At 58.1% G+C, this 19,520-nt stretch carries 17 protein-coding genes and 1 tRNA gene; 5 read left to right on the top strand and 13 right to left on the bottom strand.

The annotated features are described in order from the left end of the window. Nucleotides 1-4: 4 nt before the first annotated feature. From selA to AB5Y98_RS20445, 10 genes are all read right to left on the bottom strand, one after another. Nucleotides 5-1,441 (bottom strand): L-seryl-tRNA(Sec) selenium transferase, encoded by a 1,437-nt coding sequence (gene selA, locus AB5Y98_RS20490; protein WP_368232777.1) that lies wholly within the window; start codon nucleotides 1,439-1,441, stop codon nucleotides 5-7. 269 nt (nucleotides 1,442-1,710) lie between these two features. Next, nucleotides 1,711-1,802, bottom strand: a tRNA-Sec gene (locus tag AB5Y98_RS20485). 193 nt (nucleotides 1,803-1,995) lie between these two features. Further along, nucleotides 1,996-2,505, bottom strand: a complete 510-nt coding sequence (hycI, locus tag AB5Y98_RS20480) for a hydrogenase maturation peptidase HycI (protein WP_368232775.1) — start codon at nucleotides 2,503-2,505, stop codon at nucleotides 1,996-1,998. Further along, nucleotides 2,505-2,918: a formate hydrogenlyase maturation HycH family protein gene (locus AB5Y98_RS20475; RefSeq protein WP_011706331.1), complete on the bottom strand. Its 414-nt coding sequence runs from the start codon at nucleotides 2,916-2,918 to the stop codon at nucleotides 2,505-2,507. The genes hycI and AB5Y98_RS20475 overlap by 1 nt, the downstream gene beginning before the upstream one ends. Next, nucleotides 2,911-3,726, bottom strand: a complete 816-nt coding sequence (locus tag AB5Y98_RS20470; RefSeq protein WP_010633727.1) for an NADH-quinone oxidoreductase subunit B family protein — start codon at nucleotides 3,724-3,726, stop codon at nucleotides 2,911-2,913. The genes AB5Y98_RS20475 and AB5Y98_RS20470 overlap by 8 nt, the downstream gene beginning before the upstream one ends. After that, on the bottom strand, nucleotides 3,726-4,304 hold the full coding sequence (locus AB5Y98_RS20465; protein WP_005333322.1) for a formate hydrogenlyase complex iron-sulfur subunit: 579 nt from the start codon (nucleotides 4,302-4,304) through the stop codon (nucleotides 3,726-3,728). Before AB5Y98_RS20465 ends, AB5Y98_RS20470 begins: the two co-directional genes overlap by 1 nt. 9 nt (nucleotides 4,305-4,313) lie before the next feature. Beyond that, nucleotides 4,314-6,032 (bottom strand): NADH-quinone oxidoreductase subunit C, encoded by a 1,719-nt coding sequence (locus AB5Y98_RS20460; RefSeq protein WP_216972730.1) that lies wholly within the window; start codon nucleotides 6,030-6,032, stop codon nucleotides 4,314-4,316. Nucleotides 6,033-6,112: 80 nt separating this feature from the next. Next, the gene (locus tag AB5Y98_RS20455) at nucleotides 6,113-7,066 is read right to left on the bottom strand and encodes a respiratory chain complex I subunit 1 family protein (RefSeq protein WP_368232774.1); all 954 of its coding nucleotides are present in this window, start codon (nucleotides 7,064-7,066) and stop codon (nucleotides 6,113-6,115) included. 1 nt (nucleotide 7,067) lies between these two features. Beyond that, nucleotides 7,068-8,951: a hydrogenase 4 subunit B gene (gene hyfB, locus AB5Y98_RS20450; RefSeq protein WP_368232773.1), complete on the bottom strand. Its 1,884-nt coding sequence runs from the start codon at nucleotides 8,949-8,951 to the stop codon at nucleotides 7,068-7,070. Continuing rightward, nucleotides 8,951-9,616, bottom strand: coding sequence for a 4Fe-4S dicluster domain-containing protein (locus AB5Y98_RS20445; protein WP_368232772.1), 666 nt, complete (start codon nucleotides 9,614-9,616; stop codon nucleotides 8,951-8,953). The genes hyfB and AB5Y98_RS20445 overlap by 1 nt, the downstream gene beginning before the upstream one ends. A gap of 977 nt (nucleotides 9,617-10,593) precedes the next feature. Between AB5Y98_RS20445 and AB5Y98_RS20440 the strand changes: the two genes are divergently transcribed. From AB5Y98_RS20440 to AB5Y98_RS20420, 5 genes are read left to right on the top strand one after another with little or no spacing between them, the layout of a single operon-like run. Continuing rightward, nucleotides 10,594-11,838: an aspartate aminotransferase family protein gene (locus AB5Y98_RS20440; RefSeq protein WP_368232770.1), complete on the top strand. Its 1,245-nt coding sequence runs from the start codon at nucleotides 10,594-10,596 to the stop codon at nucleotides 11,836-11,838. After that, on the top strand, nucleotides 11,838-12,899 hold the full coding sequence (locus AB5Y98_RS20435) for a zinc-binding dehydrogenase (protein WP_368232769.1): 1,062 nt from the start codon (nucleotides 11,838-11,840) through the stop codon (nucleotides 12,897-12,899). Before AB5Y98_RS20440 ends, AB5Y98_RS20435 begins: the two co-directional genes overlap by 1 nt. A 2-nt stretch (nucleotides 12,900-12,901) precedes the next feature. Continuing rightward, the gene (locus tag AB5Y98_RS20430; protein WP_236660408.1) at nucleotides 12,902-13,549 is read left to right on the top strand and encodes an HAD family phosphatase; all 648 of its coding nucleotides are present in this window, start codon (nucleotides 12,902-12,904) and stop codon (nucleotides 13,547-13,549) included. 43 nt (nucleotides 13,550-13,592) lie between these two features. Beyond that, nucleotides 13,593-14,750, top strand: coding sequence for an MFS transporter (locus AB5Y98_RS20425; RefSeq protein ID WP_368232768.1), 1,158 nt, complete (start codon nucleotides 13,593-13,595; stop codon nucleotides 14,748-14,750). 21 nt (nucleotides 14,751-14,771) lie between these two features. Next, nucleotides 14,772-15,356 (top strand): DUF1349 domain-containing protein, encoded by a 585-nt coding sequence (locus tag AB5Y98_RS20420; RefSeq protein WP_368232767.1) that lies wholly within the window; start codon nucleotides 14,772-14,774, stop codon nucleotides 15,354-15,356. A gap of 411 nt (nucleotides 15,357-15,767) precedes the next feature. On the opposite strand, the gene kup is transcribed toward AB5Y98_RS20420, so the two are convergent. The 3 genes from kup to AB5Y98_RS20405 all read right to left on the bottom strand — a co-directional run bounded on the left by kup (nucleotide 15,768) and on the right by AB5Y98_RS20405 (nucleotide 19,281). After that, nucleotides 15,768-17,636 (bottom strand): low affinity potassium transporter Kup, encoded by a 1,869-nt coding sequence (kup, locus tag AB5Y98_RS20415; RefSeq protein WP_368232766.1) that lies wholly within the window; start codon nucleotides 17,634-17,636, stop codon nucleotides 15,768-15,770. Nucleotides 17,637-18,202: 566 nt separating this feature from the next. Then, nucleotides 18,203-18,799: a hypothetical protein gene (locus tag AB5Y98_RS20410; RefSeq protein WP_368232764.1), complete on the bottom strand. Its 597-nt coding sequence runs from the start codon at nucleotides 18,797-18,799 to the stop codon at nucleotides 18,203-18,205. After that, nucleotides 18,724-19,281 carry a phospholipase D family protein gene (locus AB5Y98_RS20405; protein WP_368232762.1) on the bottom strand — a complete coding sequence of 186 codons (558 nt, stop codon included), beginning with the start codon at nucleotides 19,279-19,281 and terminating at the stop codon, nucleotides 18,724-18,726. The genes AB5Y98_RS20410 and AB5Y98_RS20405 overlap by 76 nt, the downstream gene beginning before the upstream one ends. Nucleotides 19,282-19,520: the final 239 nt, after the last annotated feature.

The raw sequence follows: 19,520 nt of genomic DNA, 5'->3' as shown, positions 1-19,520 counted from the left end.
GGGATCAGGGCTCCTCGGTCGCATTTGTTGCATTGAACGGGGCGGGCAACAGCAGCGCTTTGAGCTGGGTAATCAGCAGCTCCATGTCCTCGTCGAGCAGGGTGGCCATATTGAGCAGCACCTTCTGCTGGCGTACGGTGGCGATGACCGGTACTGGCAGTTCGCGCAGGGTATCCAGCAGTTGCTGGGCCGGACGCTGGTCGGTGCACTCCAGCGCAGGGGCTGGATAAAACTCGTCCGGCAAGGTGCCGCCGCCCACCACCAGCTGGGCGGGAACCGGCACAAAGCAGCCGGGCAGGGCGGTCATCAGCTGGGAGGCTTTCGCCTGCATGGCGGCCGGGTTGCTCAAGGTGCGCTGGGCTATACCCTCGCCGATGGGGGACTTGTTAAGCTTGTGGATGAGCAGGCGTTCCAGCAGGGAGTGAATGATGCGGCTTGAGCGGAAGGTGCGCATCATGGGGTGTTTTTCCAGCCGCTTGATAAGGTCCGCGCGGCCGCTGATGATGCCGCACTGGGGCCCGCCCATCAGCTTGTCGCCGGAGTAGCAGACCAGATCCGCCCCCGCCTTGATGTACTGGCGCACCGAGGTTTCGTCCGGTGCAAACTCCTCCGTGGTCAAGCCCGAGCCCTGATCCACCGCCAGCACCACCTGCTCGGGCAGGGCGCGGGCCACCTCGCCGATATCGGGGGATTCGGTAAAGCCGCGAATGGCGAAATTGGATCTGTGCACCATCAGCACCAGCGCGGTCTGATCCGTGATGGCATCGAGGTAGTCTTTGGCGGTAGTGATATTGGTGGTACCCACCTCCACCAGTTTGGCGCCGGAGAGGGCCAGAATGTCGGGGATGCGAAAGCCGCCGCCAATCTGGATCTGCTCGCCGCGCGAGACGATCACCTCGCGCCCCTTGGCCACCTCCTGCAGCAGCAAAAAGAGGGAGGCGGCGTTGTTGTTGACCACCAGCGAATCCTCGGCCTGGGTGAGGCAACGGAGCAGGGGGGCGATCAGCCCCTTGCGCCCGCCGCGCTTGCCGGTGGCGAGGTCCAGCTCCAGATTGTTGTAACCGGTGTTGAGGTCGCGCACCTCGTCCCACAGATCGGCACTTAACGGCGAACGTCCCAGATTGGTATGCACCAGGGTGCCGGTGGCGTTGATCACCCGGGTCTGACGCTGGCGCAGCTGCTGCTGGCAGCGTCTGACAATCAGCGCCTCGATCTGCTCGGGGGCAACGCCGTGCTGGCGAAATGTCTCGCTTTGGCGCAGTTCACTCAGAGTGTCGCGCACCGCCTGGGTCACCAGCGGGCGGCTCAGCGCCTCGATAAACCCAGCGAGAAAAGGTTGCTGCAGCAGCTGTTCCACTTGTGGCAAGCGGCGCTGGTTTGCTGGAGTCGCGGCATAAGAGGCGCTGGGGGCGAGGGAGGATACGTTAGACGGAGTTGGCATGGGATGACCCGGGCTGTGCGTGGGAGTGACATGCACGCCGCCTTGCCGGAGGAAGGCCGCTGCGACGCTGCTTATTTGCTGCTGTCCACCATTCATGAATTAATAAAAAAGGCGAATGGATAAATTAATGTTTGAGCAGGAAAATAAGCGTGTCGGAGCGCATTCAGATTATATTGGCAATGCGACAGGCGCCTTGTTAGAACAATGTGTGAAACAGTCGCCAACCAGCCTGAAACGTAATTGACGGTTTCTCTCCAATATATGAAATTTGGCGGAAGAGGCAGGAATCGAACCTGCCAAAGCCTTCTCGGCTCTCATCGGTTTTGAAGACCGAGGAGGCCACCAGACCCCATCAGCTTCCGCAATGGCAACCATTTTGTGGCAATTTTCCGTGACTGGCAACGCTTTTTTATGTTTAAAAATAGCGAGTTGGCCGATTTTCTTAAAAATGTCCGCGCGTTGATTTATATCAATTTCATGGCAATTAGCCCGATGTTTTTAATTTAACATCGGGCATTTACATATGCCTTTAGAAGGAGCGCAGACTGCTGCCGTTAACAAGCTGGCAAATAATAGGTGGCCGCATTGGTGATATTCCACTGGGCCAGCCGGTTTATTAACAACTCGCTATCTTTGGCCTCTTCCAGATGATCGTAAAGATAATCCATGGCCCCGCTCACCATCTCGGTCATCGGGAAGGAGAACGCCACGATGGCCGGTTGTACCCCGACAAAGATCACCTCGGGGACAAAGGTCTTGAGCTCGTCGATCAGAAAATTGAGCGGCATATTGTGGGTCGAGAAGATAAACATCTCGGCGATGGTCTCAGGGGGGATCACCTGCAGGGTTCCCGCCTTCTCGCCGATCTCGGCGGCATCCACCAGCACCACCCGCTCCGGTTGCAGCTCCCGCACCTTGTAGACCACATTTTCCGGCGTGATGCCGCCGTCGATATGGATCCAGTCGGGCAGGGGGGCGGCTTGCAGCTTGTCGGCGAGATAGGGGCCGGCACCGTCGTCCCCCATCATGGCATTGCCCACGGTCAACACGAGATTACAGCCCATCAGCGGCTCCTTACCATCAGGTACATATGGGGGTCGTTAAAGAGGGCGGTGAGCTGATCCATAAAGGTATTGGTCCAGCCCAGCTCCTGCTCATCGAGCAGATTGTCGGCTTTGCGCAGTCGGTCGAAGGCGCAGGCCAGCATATGGCAGTGCTCGCGATAGATGGTGATCTCGCCAAAGGTGAGAAATCCCTCCATCTTGCGGCGCGCCTCGCTCCCCTCTGGCAGCTTGGCTACCCAGTCGCGATAACCGGTCAGCGAGCAGACCAGGTCTGCTCGCAGGCAATCGACGATGCCGAGGTGATGGCCGATGGCGAGGCTGTAGTACATCACCTCTTTGGCTTCCTCGGGGACGTCGAACTGCTCGTCGACGAACTTGCGCGAGAGGCGGTAGAAGAAAACCTCGTCAGCCATGCACCGCCTCTCCCTTGCCGGCCGCCCGGTTGAGGCAGGCGTTTGCGAGGTTGTTGACGATCTCCGCCAGGCGCGGATCCTCGTGCTGATCGAGGTAGCTCTGGATGCGCAGATCCACATCCTGCTGGGTCGCCCCTTCGAGCAGGGCCATGAACTCGTCGGCGATGATCCGCCCCTGCCGATAACCTGCCATGCGGCGCGCTTCGCGCTCGATCATCACCCGGATTTCATTGGGGATGCCGGTGTGGCGCAGCTCGACCCGCTCACCCGGTTGCACCTCGTGGCTGGTGGCTTTGAGTTTCTGCTCAAGCAGACCGAGCGCCACCGCAAAGCCGTAGATGGTGGCTGCCGGAGTGGGGGGGCAGCCGGGGATATAGACATCCACCGGCACGATCTTGTCGGTGCCGCCCCAGACGCAGTAGAGGTCGTGGAAGATGCCGCCGTCACAGCCGCAGGCGCCGTAGGCGATACAGATCTTGGGATCGGGCGCCGCCTCGTAGGCGCGCAGGGCCGGAACCCGCATCGCCCGGGTCACCGCGCCGGTAAAGAGCAGGATGTCGGCGTGACGGGGGGAGGCGACCACCTTGATGCCGAAACGCTCGGCATCGAACAGCGGGGTGATGGTGGCGAAGATCTCGATTTCGCAGGCGTTGCAGCCGCCGCAATCGACCCGGTAGACATAGGCCGAGCGACGAATGTCCTTGAGCAGGGTCTTCTTGAGTTTGGTGATCTCGGGATCCTGTGCCAGCGGCACGGCGCGGGTATGGGCATGGCCGACAACCGGTTCTATGCCTTTGATCTTGCTCATCACATCCACTCCTTTTGTGCGGCCATCGGTGTGGCTATCGGTGTGATCAGGGCCGAGTCAGGCTGGCTCAGCATGCTCTGTTTTCGTTTGCAGTCGGGGCAGTGGTGCAGCCGCTCTGGCGGAGCCAGCGGCTTGGCATCGCGAGCGAGCGGCGTGCCAGCCTGCTTGAGGGTGTCCTCCACCAGCGCCACCAGCTTGCTCGGGGCAAAGTAGGTGCCGCACAGGGTGCAGGGGGCCAGCGCGAAGCGGGCTTCCTCATAGAGATCCGCCTTGTTGGTTACCGCCAGTTCGAACTCGGGGGAGAGGGCGATGGCGCGGGTCGGGCAGACCTCCTCGCAGCGGCCGCAGAAGATGCAGCGCGCCATGGAGATCTCCCAACGCCGTTCGCCGGTCTCCATGTCCACTTCCATCACCAGCGCGTTGGCCGGGCAGGCCTTGGTGCAGGCGGCGCAGGCGATGCACTGATCCGCCTGATATTTCGGTTTGCCGCGAAAATCCCGGTTCACCTCATAAGGGGCAAAGGGGTATTTGGCGGTCGGGGTGCCAGCCTTGAGGATGGTCTTGAACAGCTTGATCATGATGACCCCTTATTTCAGCGGAGAGTGCTTGCGATCGATGCCGTAGCGCTCGATCTCCTTGTAGGAGACCACGGTGGATTTGCCCTTCTTGGGGTCGACCAGGGTGACCCGGTCGGTACAGGAGTAGCAGGGATCCAGACTGCCGATGATGAGCGGCGCATCCGCCACGGTATTGCCGCGCAGCATGTAGCGCAGGGCGGGCCAGTTGGCGTAGGTAGCGGCGCGGCAGCGCCAGCGGAACAGCTTCTGGTTATCTCCCGTCATGCTCCAGTGGACGTTCTCGCCGCGGGGCGCTTCGGTAAAGCCCAGCGCAAACTTGCCCGGCTGGTAGGTGAAGCCTTCGGTGAGCAGTGGCCCCTCCGGCAGGTGCTCCAGGCCAAACTCAATCATGTCGAGGGAGTCGTAGAGCTCGTGGATGCGTACCAGTACCCGGGATTGCACGTCGCAACCCGCCTTGGTCTGGATCTCCATCGGCAGCTCGCGGTAGCCGGCAAAGTCGTGGACCCGGCGCACGTCACGTTTGAAGCCGCTCGCCCGCACCATGGGGCCGACGCAGCTGAAATCGCGGGCAATTTGCGGGTCGAGCTTGCCGATACCGATGAGGCGGGAGGAGATGTTGGCGGTATCCAGCAGCATGGCCACCAGGGGTTTGAGCTCATCACGCAGCTCGCGCACCAACTGGGCACCCTTGATGCGATCTTCCTTGAAGATATCGCGGCGTACCCCGCCAATCAGGTTGAGGCCATAGGTCTTGCGGGCGCCGGTCAGCAGCTCGGCCAGGGTCATGGATTTCTCCCGCACCCGGAAGAACTGCATGAAGCCGGTGTCGAAACCGGTGAAGTGGCTCGACAGGCCGATGTTGAGGATATGGCTGTGCAGGCGCTCCACCTCCAGCAGCACGGCGCGGATCATCTTGGCCCGCTCCGGCACCGGAATACCCATGGCGTTCTCCACCGAGGTGGTGTAGGCGACGCTGTGGGTAAAGCCGCAGATGCCGCAGACCCGGTCGGTCAGGAAGGCCACTTCGTTGTAGCCCATCCGGGTTTCCGCTAGCTTCTCCATGCCGCGATGGACATAGAAGAGGCGGTAGTCGGCATCGATGATGTCTTCGCCATCGACGAACAGACGAAAGTGCCCCGGTTCGTCCGAGGTGATGTGCAGCGGGCCGACCGGCACGATGCGGTTGGCATCACTGCCGAGCTCGTTGACGAAGGGGTAGGTCTCGGTGTCGGTGGTGGGCATCGGGCGCTGGCGATAATCCATGGCGTCCTTGCGCAGCGGGTGGATATCCTCCGGCCAGTCATCCGGCAGTACCAGACGGCGTTCGTCCGGCAGGCCGATGGCGCGCAGGCCGTACATGTCGCGGATCTCCCGCTCACCCCACACCGCTGCCGGAATGGTCGGGGTGATGGAGGGGTACTCCTGGGTATCGGCATCCACCAGCACCCGGACTGTGATCCAGCACTTGGTGTCGCCCTCCATGGAGAAGACGTGGTAGACGGCGAAGTGACCGTTGAGGCTGCGCTCGTCATTGGCAAAGGAGAGCGGAAGCCAGCCCCCCAGCTGGTGGAAGATCAGGCTGGCGGTCTCGACCAGACTGGTGGGTTTGACGGTGATGGTGGCCTGATCGGCGGTTTGCCACTCCTCGTCGACGATGGCGTGGGGCAGTTGTGCTCGCACCTGCTGGATGTAGTCGCAGCCGATGCGATCCGAAATGGCGATGGTCATGCAGTTCTCACTTTAATGTTCGGGAATGAGCATTCACAAATGATGAAATCGGAAAAAGTTGCTGTGCTGGCGGGCATGGCTCAGATCCCGACCAGATAGGCGAGCAGCGCCAGCAGGGCCAGCCCCAACCCGTAGCGGGTGAGCTTGTGGGTGCGCACGAACTGGGTACGGGCCATGGCGTTTTCGATGATGCCGGCTAGCAAAAAGGCCACCAGCAGCTTGCAGGCGAGGATCAGCGCCGCGCCGATGAGCGCAGGCAGACTCCAGTTAGCCGCCTTGCCGAAGGGCAGGAAAATCACCAGAAAGAGCTGCACCACCACCAGTTGCTTGAGGCCGATGGAGAGCTTGAGCAGGGCCAGGCCCGCACCGGAATACTCGGTGAGCGGCCCCTCCTGCAGCTCCTGCTCGGCTTCGGCGCAGTCAAAGGGCAGCTTGCCCATCTCGACAAACACCGCGAAGGCGCAGGCGGCGCCGGCCAGCAGGGTGGCAACCGGCGCGGCCAGTGGCTGGGTCGCTACATAGCTGCTGATATTGCCCAGATCCGAGCTGCCCACCATCATCGCCATGATGAAGCAGGCGAGCACCAGAATGGGCTCCACCAGAATGCCGAGGGTCAGCTCGCGGCGGGCGCCGATCCCTGCAAACATGCTGCCGCTGTCGAGCCCCGCCAGCGAAAAGAAGAAGCGGAAGATGGCGAACAGATAGATGTCGGTGATGAGATCCCCGGCGATGGGGAAGGGGGACTCGTGAGTCAGGGTCGGCAGCGCCATCCCTACCAGCAAGAGGGCGGCAATGAGCAACGCAGGCATCAGGTTGAAGAGGATGCCGGCAGGCTCGGGGGTCACCTCCTGGCGGCGCAGGAGCTTGGCGATATCCCGGTAATCCTGCAGCAGGCCCGGCCCTTGGCGGGAGTGCATCCTGGCCCGCAGCACCCGGTTGAAACCGGTGGCGAGCGGCGCCAGCGCCAGCATGGCGATGGCCTGGGTCAGGGCGAGGGCAACCATGCCCCAGCTCGGCATTTCAAGAACAGGCATATCAGACTCCTACAGCCATCAGGATAAAGAGCGCCAGCACCACGCCATTTATTAAAGAGAGCAGCAGCCTGCCGGTGTTGCCGCTGGTATCGCTCACCCCGTGCAGGGCACTGGCCAGATCGAGCTGCGGCTGCTTGCGATAGAGTGGTGCACAGAGTTGGCGCAAGGTGTGGGTGACACCGCCAGAGGTGAGGCTCATGCGCTCCTCATAGGCGTAACCACAAGCCCACGGGGTGCCGGCGTGACGACGACCGAGCTTGGGCCCCTTGAAGATGGCCAGTACCAGCAGCGGGATGAGGAACAGCCCCAGCAGGGTGATGGCGATAACGGGCGGGGAGAGGATCGCCTGGCTGCTATCGAGCGGCAGCAGGGTCGCGCCGGTGGCGACACTCATCTGGCTGGCAACCAGCGCCTGACCATAGCTGGCGATATGGGGGGCAATCCAGGGGGCGCCCAGACCCAGCACCAGACAGACCGCGGCCAGCAGCAGGGTGCCTGCCACCATGGCCCCCGGCACTTCGCGGGCCTGACTTGCTTTTTCGCTGCGCGGGGCGCCGCAGAAGCAGATGCCGTACACCTTGACGAAACACATCACCGCCATGGCGCCGGTCACCGCCAGCATCACTACCGCGAGCGGCGCGACGACGGAGGTGCCGAGTTTGGTCATGGAGAGCAGGGATTGGTAGATAAACCACTCGCTGACAAAGCCGTTGAGCGGCGGCAGCGCTGAGATGGCCATGGCACCGATGAGGAACGCCAGCGCGGTCCAGGGCATCAGCTTGGCGAGGCCCCCCATCTTGTCCATGTCGCGGGTGTGCAGGCGGAACATCACGGAGCCGGTGCCCATAAAGAGCAGGCTCTTGAAGATGGCGTGGTTGAGCAGGTGATAGAGGGCGCCGAGCAGCCCCAGCACCACCAGCGCCGGTTGCTGGTTGGCGATGCCGATCATGCCGATCCCCATCCCCATCAGGATGATGCCGATGTTCTCCACCGTGTGGTAGGCGAGCAGCCGCTTGAGATCGTGCTCGGCCAGCGCAAACAGCACCCCGAGCACTGCCGAGCAGGCGCCGAAGATCAGTACCACATAGCCCCACCAGAGCTGGCTGGCGCCGAGAAAATCGATACTGACCCGCAAAATGCCAAAGAGTCCCAGCTTCACCATCACGCCAGACATCAGCGCTGAGATATGGGACGGCGCAACGGGCTCGGCCACCGGCAGCCAGCCGTGCAGCGGCACGAAACCGGCGCGCAGGCCAAAACCGCAGAAGCTGAGCAGGAACACCAGGGATGCCAGGGCGCCCGCCAGATGGTGCTCGCGCAGCGCGGCGAACTCCAGCGAGCCAGATTCGCGGCAGAGCAGCCAGAAGGCGATCAGCACCAGCGCCATGCCGATATGGTTCATCACCAAGTAGAGACGGCTCTGTTTGGCGGCATCCGGATTGGTCTTGACCAGCCAGTAGGTGGTGAGGGTCACCAGCTCGTAGCAGAGCAAGAAACCGAGCGCGTTGTCGGCCAGTACCATGCCTACCATGGCAAAGAGGAAGAGGTTCATCAGCGCGCCGATGGCCACATCCCCCTTGCCCTGATATTCGCGGATATAGGCAAATGAGTAGAGGGCGACGGCAACCCCGACGGTGCTAATCACCAGCAGCATCAGTGCGGCCAGCATATCGAGGTGAACCGAGCCCAGCAGCCAGAGCTGGCCGTCGACGGGCGCGCCTTGGGCAAAGATCTGGATGGCGGCGACCAGACCCGCGAGCGAGCCCAGCAGGGCAAAGCCGCTATTGAGGCGGTTGGCCAGTGCGGGCAGCTTTTGCAGCAGCAAACCGGCGGCAGCGCCCAGCAAAAAGAGCAGGAGCGTAGCCATGACAAGGGGGGACAACATCAGCGAACTCCCTCTGTGGTGGATAAATCGGATGCAGGGATCGCCGTGGCAGGCGCCGAGAAGGCAGAGGCCCCTTGCGGGTTGGTGTCGGCCGCTTGCTGGCGACGGATACGGGCGGCGCGTTCGGTGTCGCCGTCATTGACCAGCTTCAGTGCCTGGGAGGGGCAGGCACCGACACAGGCCGGGCCATCGGCGCGAAACTCGCACAGGTCGCACTTGATAGCTATGCTGCGCACGCCCGGCTCCCAGCTCAGCAGATCCTCGCCAAAGCAGCCGAGGCCCGCGGAGGTGGAGGGGTTGCTGGAGCGGATGGAGCTGGGAATATAGGTGTCGTAACTGGTGGCCACGGCCACCGGACGGCTGCCGCCGCTCTGGATGGCGCCAAAGGGACAGGCCACGGCGCAGAGGTTGCAGCCGATGCAGAGCGACTCGTTGAGTTGCACGCAATCGCCGGTCTGGCGAATTGCCTCGACCGGGCACACCTTGCTGCAGGGAGCATCGTCACAGTGACGGCACTGAACCGGCATGGTCGCCTGCTCGTGTCGCATAACGGTTAAACGGGGGGCTTGCTGCAAACCTTGCGCCTTGTGTACTTCGCTGCAGGCCGCCATACAGGTGCCACAGCCGATACAAAGCTTGGGGTCAGCGATAACGAAGCGGTTCATAGCCTACCTTGTCGTGTCGCGAACGGAGAAAGTAGGGGCAGGTTGGCAAGATACGGGCCAGCTTGAAAAAAGTGACTGAATAGAACTTAACTGATTGTTTTTTAATAAATAAAAAAGTGGTGATGAAGCGGGGTGGCACTTGTGCGGGTGTCGAACCGTGACGTTCGTCACTTGTGACGAAGAGGGAAAGGGGGTTCGTCACCATCAGCTGGCGCCGGGTTGTCGAAGGTTTGCAGCCTGAGCCACAGACCCGGTTACCACCAGCTGCTTGCCAATGGTGTGGCACCCTGGATACCGGAGCCGGTCTGGCCGGGATTGGTCAACTTTCCTCATCCCCTCTTAAAAAAGAAACAAAGCACTGTCTTTATGCCAATTTACTGAGAAAAATATGCGCATTTGGTTTTTATTTTGGAATTTAAATCTGGAGTTAAAGTTTTTAATTGCCAGACACCGCCGGATGAAATCGCTTTCGTGGGTTCGCTTGGAAATCATAGGGTGACATGCGAATCCATATGGGATATTTCTATTATTACTGTTTTTGGTGGTGATTATTTATGATGGCAAGGCGTGCCTGTCGCAGATATATAAGTATCCAGAGAGCATTCATGCTGCTGTTTATTGGGGGTGTCCTCCCCATTTTCACGTGAGTGTCGGTATTGTTTTATGAATGGTGTTTTGTTTAAAGGGCCTGCCTGGAGATATAAGCCAGCGAATATCATCTGCCGATGTATGTAATGGCGTGAACACCCGCAATATATAAGCGAATGGTCAACTGTGTGCATGGCTGATGCTGGTTATGAAAGTGTTTTGTCAATTATCAAGAGCGGAACCGCAATGACATTGTTCACGAAGGCATGCTGCTGACCCTGTTCGGCTGCGATGGTCTGTGCCTGCTCGTTGTCTGATATATCTGCAGATAAATATAACGTGGCCGTCAAGGCGCCAAGTTTTATGTATGCAAATCAAGGAGTGTATCAATGGAAGATTTGTTTGAAAAAAGTCTGTCCCGATATCGGGGAGATGGCCCCTATTTGTATGTCGATGATCGGCAGCTCATCGATGCCGCCTCCGGCACCTTCAACCTGCCGCTCGGTTATACGCACAAGCGGCTGGCCGATAAATTGAAACAACAGATTGATCGATGTGCGCACCTGAGCTCTGCTTATACATGGGAGATCTCGCAACATATTCTCGAAAAGCTGACCAGATATACACCGCCAGCAATAGACAGGATCTGGCTGCGCGATGTGTCCGGCTCCGGGGCCGTCGAGTGCGCCATCCGAATGGCTCAGAAGTACACCAGACGCTCGGGCGTCATCTCGCTCTACCTGTCGCACCACGGGCAATCCCTGGCGACGGCCCAGATCTCGGGCAATGCTTTTCGCATCAAGCACTTCAATGTAAATATTGCTGGCTCGTTCAAGATCCCCACACCACCGAGCGTACTGGCGACGGAAGTTGATGAAACCTCGCTGGCAGGGTATCCCGACCTGGAGCAGATCCTGCAATTGGGATCCAACGATAATATCGCGTGCCTTATCATAGAGCCGGTGATGGGCAATGGCGGCAATATCGTTATTCCACAGGCGTTCTACCGGGCTCTGCGAGAATTTTGCCACAAGAATGGCATCGTCATTATTGCCGATGAGGTCCAGACGGGATTTGGTCGCACCGGTACTTTCTTCGCCAGCAATGGTTATGCCAAAGAGCTGGACCCGGATATCATCGTATTTGCCAAAGGGGCCGGTGGCATCGGCATTCCCACGGCCGGTGTATTGATGAAACAAAAACTCGACGTGCTGGAATCATTTGAACATTCCAGTACCTCAGGGGCCAACCCGTTATCACTAGTCGCCCTGAACGAGGTCATTGATATCATTGAGGATGAACAGCTTCTCGCCAATGTGCAGCAGAATGAGGCATTTTTACGCGATGGTCTGTTGGCATTGCAGGATAACCAGCCAGATATTTCTGGTGTGCGTGGGCTGGGTTATATGTTCGGATTTGATACTCCCTCGCCGGAATATACGGCTCAGGCAATCAAGGTCGCGGCCAGCCATGGTCTAATCATTCGTGGTGCCCGTTATGGCAAGAGCAATGCATTGAAAATTCGCCCTCCCTTGATCTGTACCCAGCAACATTTGCAGGAAATTCTCACCAAGCTGGATGAAACATTTACCCAGATGCGCCGGGTTTATTCCCTGGACAAGGAGGTGGCGTGATGCAGGCATTGAAATATGTGAAAACATGGCAGGTCGAGGTGATTGAGAGCGCCGACCTTGTGTGTCTCGAAGCGGATGATGTGGTGGTCGATATTGCAGTGTGCGGTATTTGCGGGACGGATGTCGGCATCATCAGCGGTGCCTATCCGGTCGCGGTACCGGGGACGACGCTGGGGCATGAAACCAGCGGGGTGGTACGGCGGATTGGCCGTGGTGTGACCCGGTTCCAGGTCGGTGATCGGGTCGTGGCGAACCCGACCTATGCCTGCGGTGAGTGCAGAATGTGCCAAACGGGCAATCCCAACCACTGCGAGCAAAAGATGGGGACCGAAGCCGGTGTCTCCTATGATGGCGCCTTTGCTCACCAATATCGGGCCAGGGAGGGCTTCCTGCGCAAGCTGGATGACCACGTGAGCATGGAGGCGGCGTCACTGACCGAACCCCTGAGCTGCACCATCACAGGGGTCGACAAACTGGCGATCACCCACACCAATATCCGTGCCGCCGTGGTGGGTGCCGGCCCCATGGGCATGCTCTATCTATGGGTCTTGCATCATCGGGGGCTCAAGCCATTTCTGGTGGAAAACAACCCGGGGCGCAGTGAGTTCGTGAGGGCACACCTGCCGCCATCGACGAGCATCTATGAGGATTTCGAGCAGGCCCTCGAGCAGGAATATGGCAGCAAGCAGAGCAATATCGACCTGTGCGTGGATACGACCGGACAACTGACCGAGCTCGTCTTCTCCCGGCTGGCTCCGGGCGGAAAATTGCTCAACGTGGCCCTGAAAGAGAAGCTGGCCAGGCTGGATGTGCTGCGCATTGCAGACAAGAGCCTGTCGGTGATCGGGTCCATCGACTCGTTGAACAATAGCTTTGAACGGGCCTACGCCATGATCCGGGATGGTGCTGTGCCGGTCGCCGGATTGATCAGCCATGTGTTTGATTTCTCTGACTATCAACAGGCATTCAAGACGGTCGGCTGTGACATTGCCAACCAGGCCATGGTGCCGCTCGTTACACCGAACTGCAAAGTGCTGGTGCGTCTTGCGGATATCCACTGACCATGAGAGACACCATGCAGTCCATGACGGTTATTTTTGATATCGACGGGGTGATCGTCGACAGCGAGCAGCTTCACTTCGATGTGCTGCGCCATCTTGCGCCAGAGCATGCCTGTTATTACCAGCCGCAACAGCTGATCGGCTTGAGTCTGGAGGAGACGCTTGAGCATATGAGGGTGCCACGGGAGCAGCAGGCCGACATCACGGCGAAGACGGTGGCAACCTACAAGGCGCAGCTGAGCGAGGCGTACCTTCGCCCCGGTGTCCGAGCCTTGATCGACGCCTTGCAAGTGGCCGGGATCCCGTTCGGGTTCGTCTCGACGGCCCCCCGGGATATCTGTCTGGCCAATATCGCGCTGCTTGGTTTGCAGGATCCCCCGAGGCTGATCTCCGGTGATGACGTGTTGCGGACCAAGCCCAGTCCCGATCCCTATCTGGCCATGCTCGACATCCTGGAGGCGAGGGGGGATCGCGTGATCGTGGTGGAAGACACCGACCTCGGGGTACTGGCGGCAACACGGGCGGGGATCGCCGCCGTGTATGGCTGGCCCCACGGGTTGTCAGAGCAGCAGCACTACCGGGATGCCACCGCCACCATCGAGCGGCTGGGCGATATTGCTCCCTTTGCCGCACTGTGTCCCGCCCTCTGAATCTTTGCTCCCTGGCAGCAGGGAGCATGTTAGGAAGTCAATCATGTCAGAACTAACCATGCCGGTGTTTATCCAGCAGCCCATCCAGGCCACCCGAAAAGCCTTTTTCATAGCCGGTTTCAGCCTGGCAACATGGGCCCCCTTGATCCCGCTCGCCAAAGAGAGGCTCCATGTCGATCACGGTGCCATGGGTGCCATCTTGCTGGCTTTTGGCCTCGGTTCTTTGCTGATGATGCCGTTGTCGGGTCTGCTGGCGGCGCGCTACGGCTGCCGGCGCGTCTTTACCTCCGCCTTGCTGGTGGTGCTGCTCACCATGCCCGCGCTGGTGCTGCTGGATCAGGTGCTGGCGATGGCGCTGGCGCTGTTCGTGTTCGGGGCAGGGGTCGGCGCCATGGATGTCGTGGTCAACATTCATGCGGTCATCACGGAAAAACGGGCCGAAAAGCCCATCATGTCCGGCTTTCATGCCCTGTTCAGTCTGGGCGGCATTATGGGGGCCGGCCTGGCCAGTGCGCTGCTGGCATCCGGGGTGTCGCCGCTCCATGTGATCTTCATGGTGCAGGCGCTGTTGCTGCTACTCATGCTGTCGGCCTGGCAGAGGCTGTTGAATGAGTCACAGCCGCGGGATACCCCGTTTTTTGCACTGCCCCATGGCAGCGTCATCATGCTGGGGGCCCTGTGCTTTATCGCCTACATCATGGAGGGCGCCATGCTCGACTGGAGCGGGATCCTGCTGCTGGGCCTGCCGGATATCCATGCCAGCCAGGCGGGGATAGGGTATACCCTGTTTGCCATCACCATGACCATTGGCCGCTTTACCGGCGATCGCCTGATTGGCCGGTTCGGGCAGCGGCGGGTGTTTGTCGCCAGCGCCCTCTTGGCCACCTGCGGCTTTGCCATGCTGGTGCTCGGTGCGTCACTATGGGGGCTGGCTTGCGCCTTCTTGTTGACAGGTTTCGGTCTTGCCAACATAGCGCCCATGCTGTTCACCGCCACGGGGCGCCAGCAGGCCATGCCGGATGCATTGGCGGTGGCCGCCGTATCGACCATGGGTTATTCCGGCATTCTGATGGGGCCGGCCATGATAGGGGGGCTTGCCCACCTGTTCTCATTGATGGGGGCGTTTGCCTGCATCACGGCGCTCTCTTGCGCGCTGTTTCTCTGTGCCCGCCGGCTCCGGCTGGGTGGATGCCCCGAATAGATTGCTGAGGAGATAACGCCTATGAACAAGGAACTCAATACATGGTCCTGGCTCAACGAGCCGGCCAGCTGGCAGCTGGATGGCGACCGCGTGCGGGTGGTAACCGACCATCGGAGCGATTTTTGGCAACGCACCTGGTACGGTTTTGAACGCCATTCAGGCCACGTCTACGGCTGCGAGGTGGAGGGGGACTTCACGTTTCAGGTGTGTGTGGAGGGGGATTACACCACCCTGTATGACCAGGCCGGTCTGATGCTGATCCACAGCGAGCAGCACTGGCTGAAGGCGGGTATCGAGTTTAACGATGCCCAGCCCATGATAGGCAGCGTGCTGACCCATCCCCATTCCGACTGGGCAACCGGGCTCTTCCCGGGCGATGCCCGCCGCTTCTGGCTGCGCCTGACCCTGGTCAACGGCGCCTTGCGTCTGCAGTATTCCTGCGACAAGCTGCACTGGCCCTTGCTGCGTCTGTGTCCCTTCCCGGCCGGCCCCCGCCACTTCATCGGCATCATGTGCTGTACGCCGGAGCGGGAGGGGCTGGCGGTCACCTTCTCCGATATTCGCCTCTCCCCGCCGCTTGGCAAGGCACTGCATGATTTGAGCTGACGCCACCCTCTGTTCGCCATGGTTTGCATCAGAAGGGCCGGGGATGAGGGAACGTCAGCCATATGGTCGCGGTGCACGGCGCTTCGCTTGTTGCACCCTACGGCTACGACGATGGTCTGTTCGGATTGAGACCGCCAGTTTTGAGACCCTAGGTTCGATTAGCGAAGCGTAACCGGACGCACGAGAACGGAAACATATCGGCAGCATGCCGGGAGCAGGGGGCAAAGAGCGAAGTGAGTTGCACCGTTTGCAGCATATGGCCTTGGTGGTGTGCTCCCTTCTCCCCTTGCGGGAGAAGGGCCGGGGATGAGGGGGCGGTAATCGGGGTTAATGGCAAAAAAGAGGGAGGCCCATGCCTCCCTCTCTATTTGCTGATGTTTTCTATGTCATCAAGAGGCCATCAACCCGCCATCAAATATCCACCTGGGATCCCAGCTCGATGACCCGGTTGGGCGGGATCTCGAATTGATCCGGCGCGCGCAGGGCGTTGCGCTGCAGCAGCATAAAGAGCTTGCCGCGCAGGTAGAGGTACCAGGGGCGCTCCTTCATGATCAGCGACTCATGGGCCATGAAGAATGAGGTCTCCATCATCCGGCAGCTCAGCCCCTCGGCGTTGCAGCGGTGGAAGATCTCCTCCACGTTGGGGGTCTCGCGCCAGCCGTAGCTTGCCACCACCCGCCAGAAGGTGGGGGAGAGCTGCTCGATGCAGACCCGGCGCACGTTGTGAACGTAGGGCACCTCTTCCACCCGCAGGGTGAGCAGGATGATCCGCTCGTGCAGCACCTTGTTGTGCTTGAGGTTGTGCAGGAGCGCATGGGGGATCACGTTGACCACCCGCGACATATAGACCGCCGTGCCGGCCACCCGGGTCGGTGGGGATTTTTCCAGCGAGGCGATCATCGGCTCCAGCGAGTTGCCGTGCTCGTTGAGGCGGCGAATAAGCTGAAAGCGCTCGCTCTTCCAGCTGGTCATCACGGTGAACATCACCGCCCCCAGGGTGAGCGGCAGCCAGCCGCCGGAGAAGATCTTGGCAAGGTTGGCGGCAAACAGCGGCACGTCGATGGCCAGCAGCGCGATAAACAGGGCGGCCACCAGGTACTTGTTCCAGTGCCAGCTGTGGCGGGCCACCGAGCAGGAGAGGATGGAGGTGAGCACCATGGTGCCGGTGACGGCGATGCCGTAGGCCGCCGCCAGGTTGCTGGAGTGCTCGAAGCTCATGATGACGATCACCACCGAGATATAGAGCATCCAGTTGATGACCGGAATATAGATCTGGCCGGACTCCTGTTCGGAGGTGTGCACGATGCGGATGGGTGAGAGATAACCGAGCCGCACCGCCTGCCGGGTGAGCGAGAAGACCCCGGAAATAACGGCCTGCGAGGCGATCACCGTCGCCAGGGTCGCCAGCAGCAGCAGCGGCAGCAGCACCCATTTTGGTGCGAGCAGGAAGAAGGGGTTGGTGATGGCTTCGGGATGGGCCAGCAGCAGCGCCCCCTGGCCGAAGTAGTTGAGCACCAGGGAGGGTAACACCACCATAAACCAGGCGCGCCGGATCGGGCTCTTGCCAAAATGGCCCATGTCGGCGTAGAGCGCCTCCACCCCGGTGATGGCCAGCACCACGGCGCCGAGAGCAAAGAAGGAGGCAGTCTGGTACTTGGCAAAGAAGCGCAGCGCCCAGACGGGGTTGAGCGCCCCCAGCACCTCGGGGTGCTGGAAGATGCTGTTCAGACCCAGCACCGCCAGGGTGATGAACCAGGTGAGCATGATGGGGGCGAACAGCTTGCCGACGGTAGCGGTGCCGTGTTTCTGGATGGCGAACAGCAGGGTCAGCACCAGCACCGAGAGTGGCACTATATAGGGGTCGAGGGAGGGGGCGGCGATGTTCAAGCCCTCGATGGCCGACATCACCGACATGGCCGGGGTGATCACCACCTCGCCATAGAAGAAGCTGCCGCCAATCAGCCCCAGGATGATCAGCAAGGGGGTCCACTTGGCCGGAGTGTTGCGGGTGGCCAGCGACATCAGGGTGAGGATGCCCCCTTCGCCGGCGTTGTCGGCCCGCATCACGAAGGAGAGATACTTGACCGAGACCACCAGGATCAGCAGCCAGAAGATCAGTGAAAGAAAGCCCAGGATGGAGGCGGGCTCCACCCCGAAACCGAACTGGCCGGAGAGGCACTCGCGCAGGGTATAGAGCGGGCTGGTGCCGATGTCGCCATAGACCACGCCGATCGCCGCCAGCGTAACGCCGGACAGGGCTTGTTTGTGATTACCGTTCATGAAGTTGTCTGTCAGTTTGATGGTGACGATTGGCCAGCACGGGCCGCCCCCGTCTATCGGGCGTGCGGCAGGTGCCGCAGGAACGCATTAATGGATTGCGATGGGAAAGGGAGCTAACTGGATATAAAGAGGCTCATCATGGGACACAGTCTGTTCATCTGCCGTTAAGGGTATAATGACACACCCGTCGTGGGTTTATGCTCAGGTATAAATAATCAAAAAGGGGGGGTTAACGAAAATATTAATTGGCCGCTGATTGAAATACCCCGTCCAGACCCTGGCAAGTGATTGTTTTAGCTGGCGATCCATTTTTGCCTGCGTTTTGCATCAAGCTGGCTAAGAAATAAACGATAAAATGCTGACCAATAAAGAGGGGCTCTGGCAGTAAATAGAGAGGGGGTAAGGCTGCGATGGAGTCTTTATTTATCAAGAGACAGCAAGTAGGGTGCAATGAACGAAGTGAATTGCACCATTAAAGAAAATGTGAAAAAAGTAACAAGATGCAATATGTTATTATTACTTCGCCTTGTTATATTATTGTTTTTTATATGCAATGTCATAAGACATTAATTATCATGCTCTTCAATTTTAGAAATTAAGAATTTAGCAAAAACATTAGAGAGTTGAACTTTATCACTACCCATATTAATTGTTCCCAGACTTAAACCACCAGCATTAGTTACAGGTTGATTTGGATATTTTTTATGAAATTCGGACAGCAAATCTTGTCTTCTTAAATTATGTTTCCACCATGTCCCTCCAAAATTAACGCTATTGTTTTTCCCCTCTAAATACCATGGCCATCGTTCCATCCACGGATGGCTTTTAATTTGCTCGTCGGTTGCAACGTGCAAACCACTCGTGACTTTGAAATATGATAAGAGCGAGCCAGCACCGACTGCCGTTGTAATTATTACATCCCCTTTTTTAATTCCTTTTGGTTTCTTCTTGGAAAAGTGTAAATTTTGATGTAGTTCGGAAAAATCACGCCTGCCCTCTAAAGTAACTGGAGCCTCTTTGTGTCCTACTGGTTTTAGATAATATTTTGGTTCGTTGTTGTTTGAGTCAACATCTGAATAAACAGAGTCTAATATGTCATAAGGAATTGCTTCTTTTTTTTGCCATTGTGGGTTATTTTTAAGTATACATCTGCAAATAGACATGCTCGCTCTATTTGAAAATTTGTAACATCTGGAAAATCAATTAAATCGAAAGCCTGATTCAAAGCCTCTTCTATCAAATCATTATCAGTTATTAGTATTCCCCACTCGTGATTATGAAAAAGCCCATTACTTGTGAAGTTTCCAGATGTTAGTATTAATTTTCTTGTTTTACCAAGTGAAAAATACAATTTACCATGAAGGTTGTTATCTACATGAACCTTTACGTTTATTTTTGGATATCTAGCATGAAAAAAATGATAAAAATCTTTTAACTGGAATGGCTTTGTTATTTGCTCAAGATCTTTTGGCTTGAATGTGGTAATCAATTCTACTTTTTTAACAGATGAAAAGTCAAAGTTATTCAAAAATGACTTCATATCTTCAGCAAGATAAGGTGAAATAATTACTACTCGTTCGTCACAGCTCTTAATTATATCTTTTAGATGTTCTACTTGTAGATTATTTTCATTGGATAATAACATTTTTCTGACCTTAAATAAGTTTGTTAAATATATATTCATGTTGCAGAAACATGCAGAGCATAAAATAGTCGGGCTATCACACTGGAGTTCCAGCTTATGTTATAGATTATCTATGTGTACAAAATGTCTAAATAGTGTTTGTTGCCAAGTGACACATATTAACCAGAGGGATAGAAAACTAAAGGGGCAGTGGCCTAAAACCGGCTCTGGCTCAACAAATCAGTCAATAATCGGCCCAT

This window comes from Aeromonas sp. s3, assembly GCF_040907805.1.
In the GTDB taxonomy this organism is placed as follows: domain Bacteria; phylum Pseudomonadota; class Gammaproteobacteria; order Enterobacterales; family Aeromonadaceae; genus Aeromonas; species Aeromonas dhakensis.
This window is presented reverse-complemented; position numbering and strand designations above follow the sequence as displayed.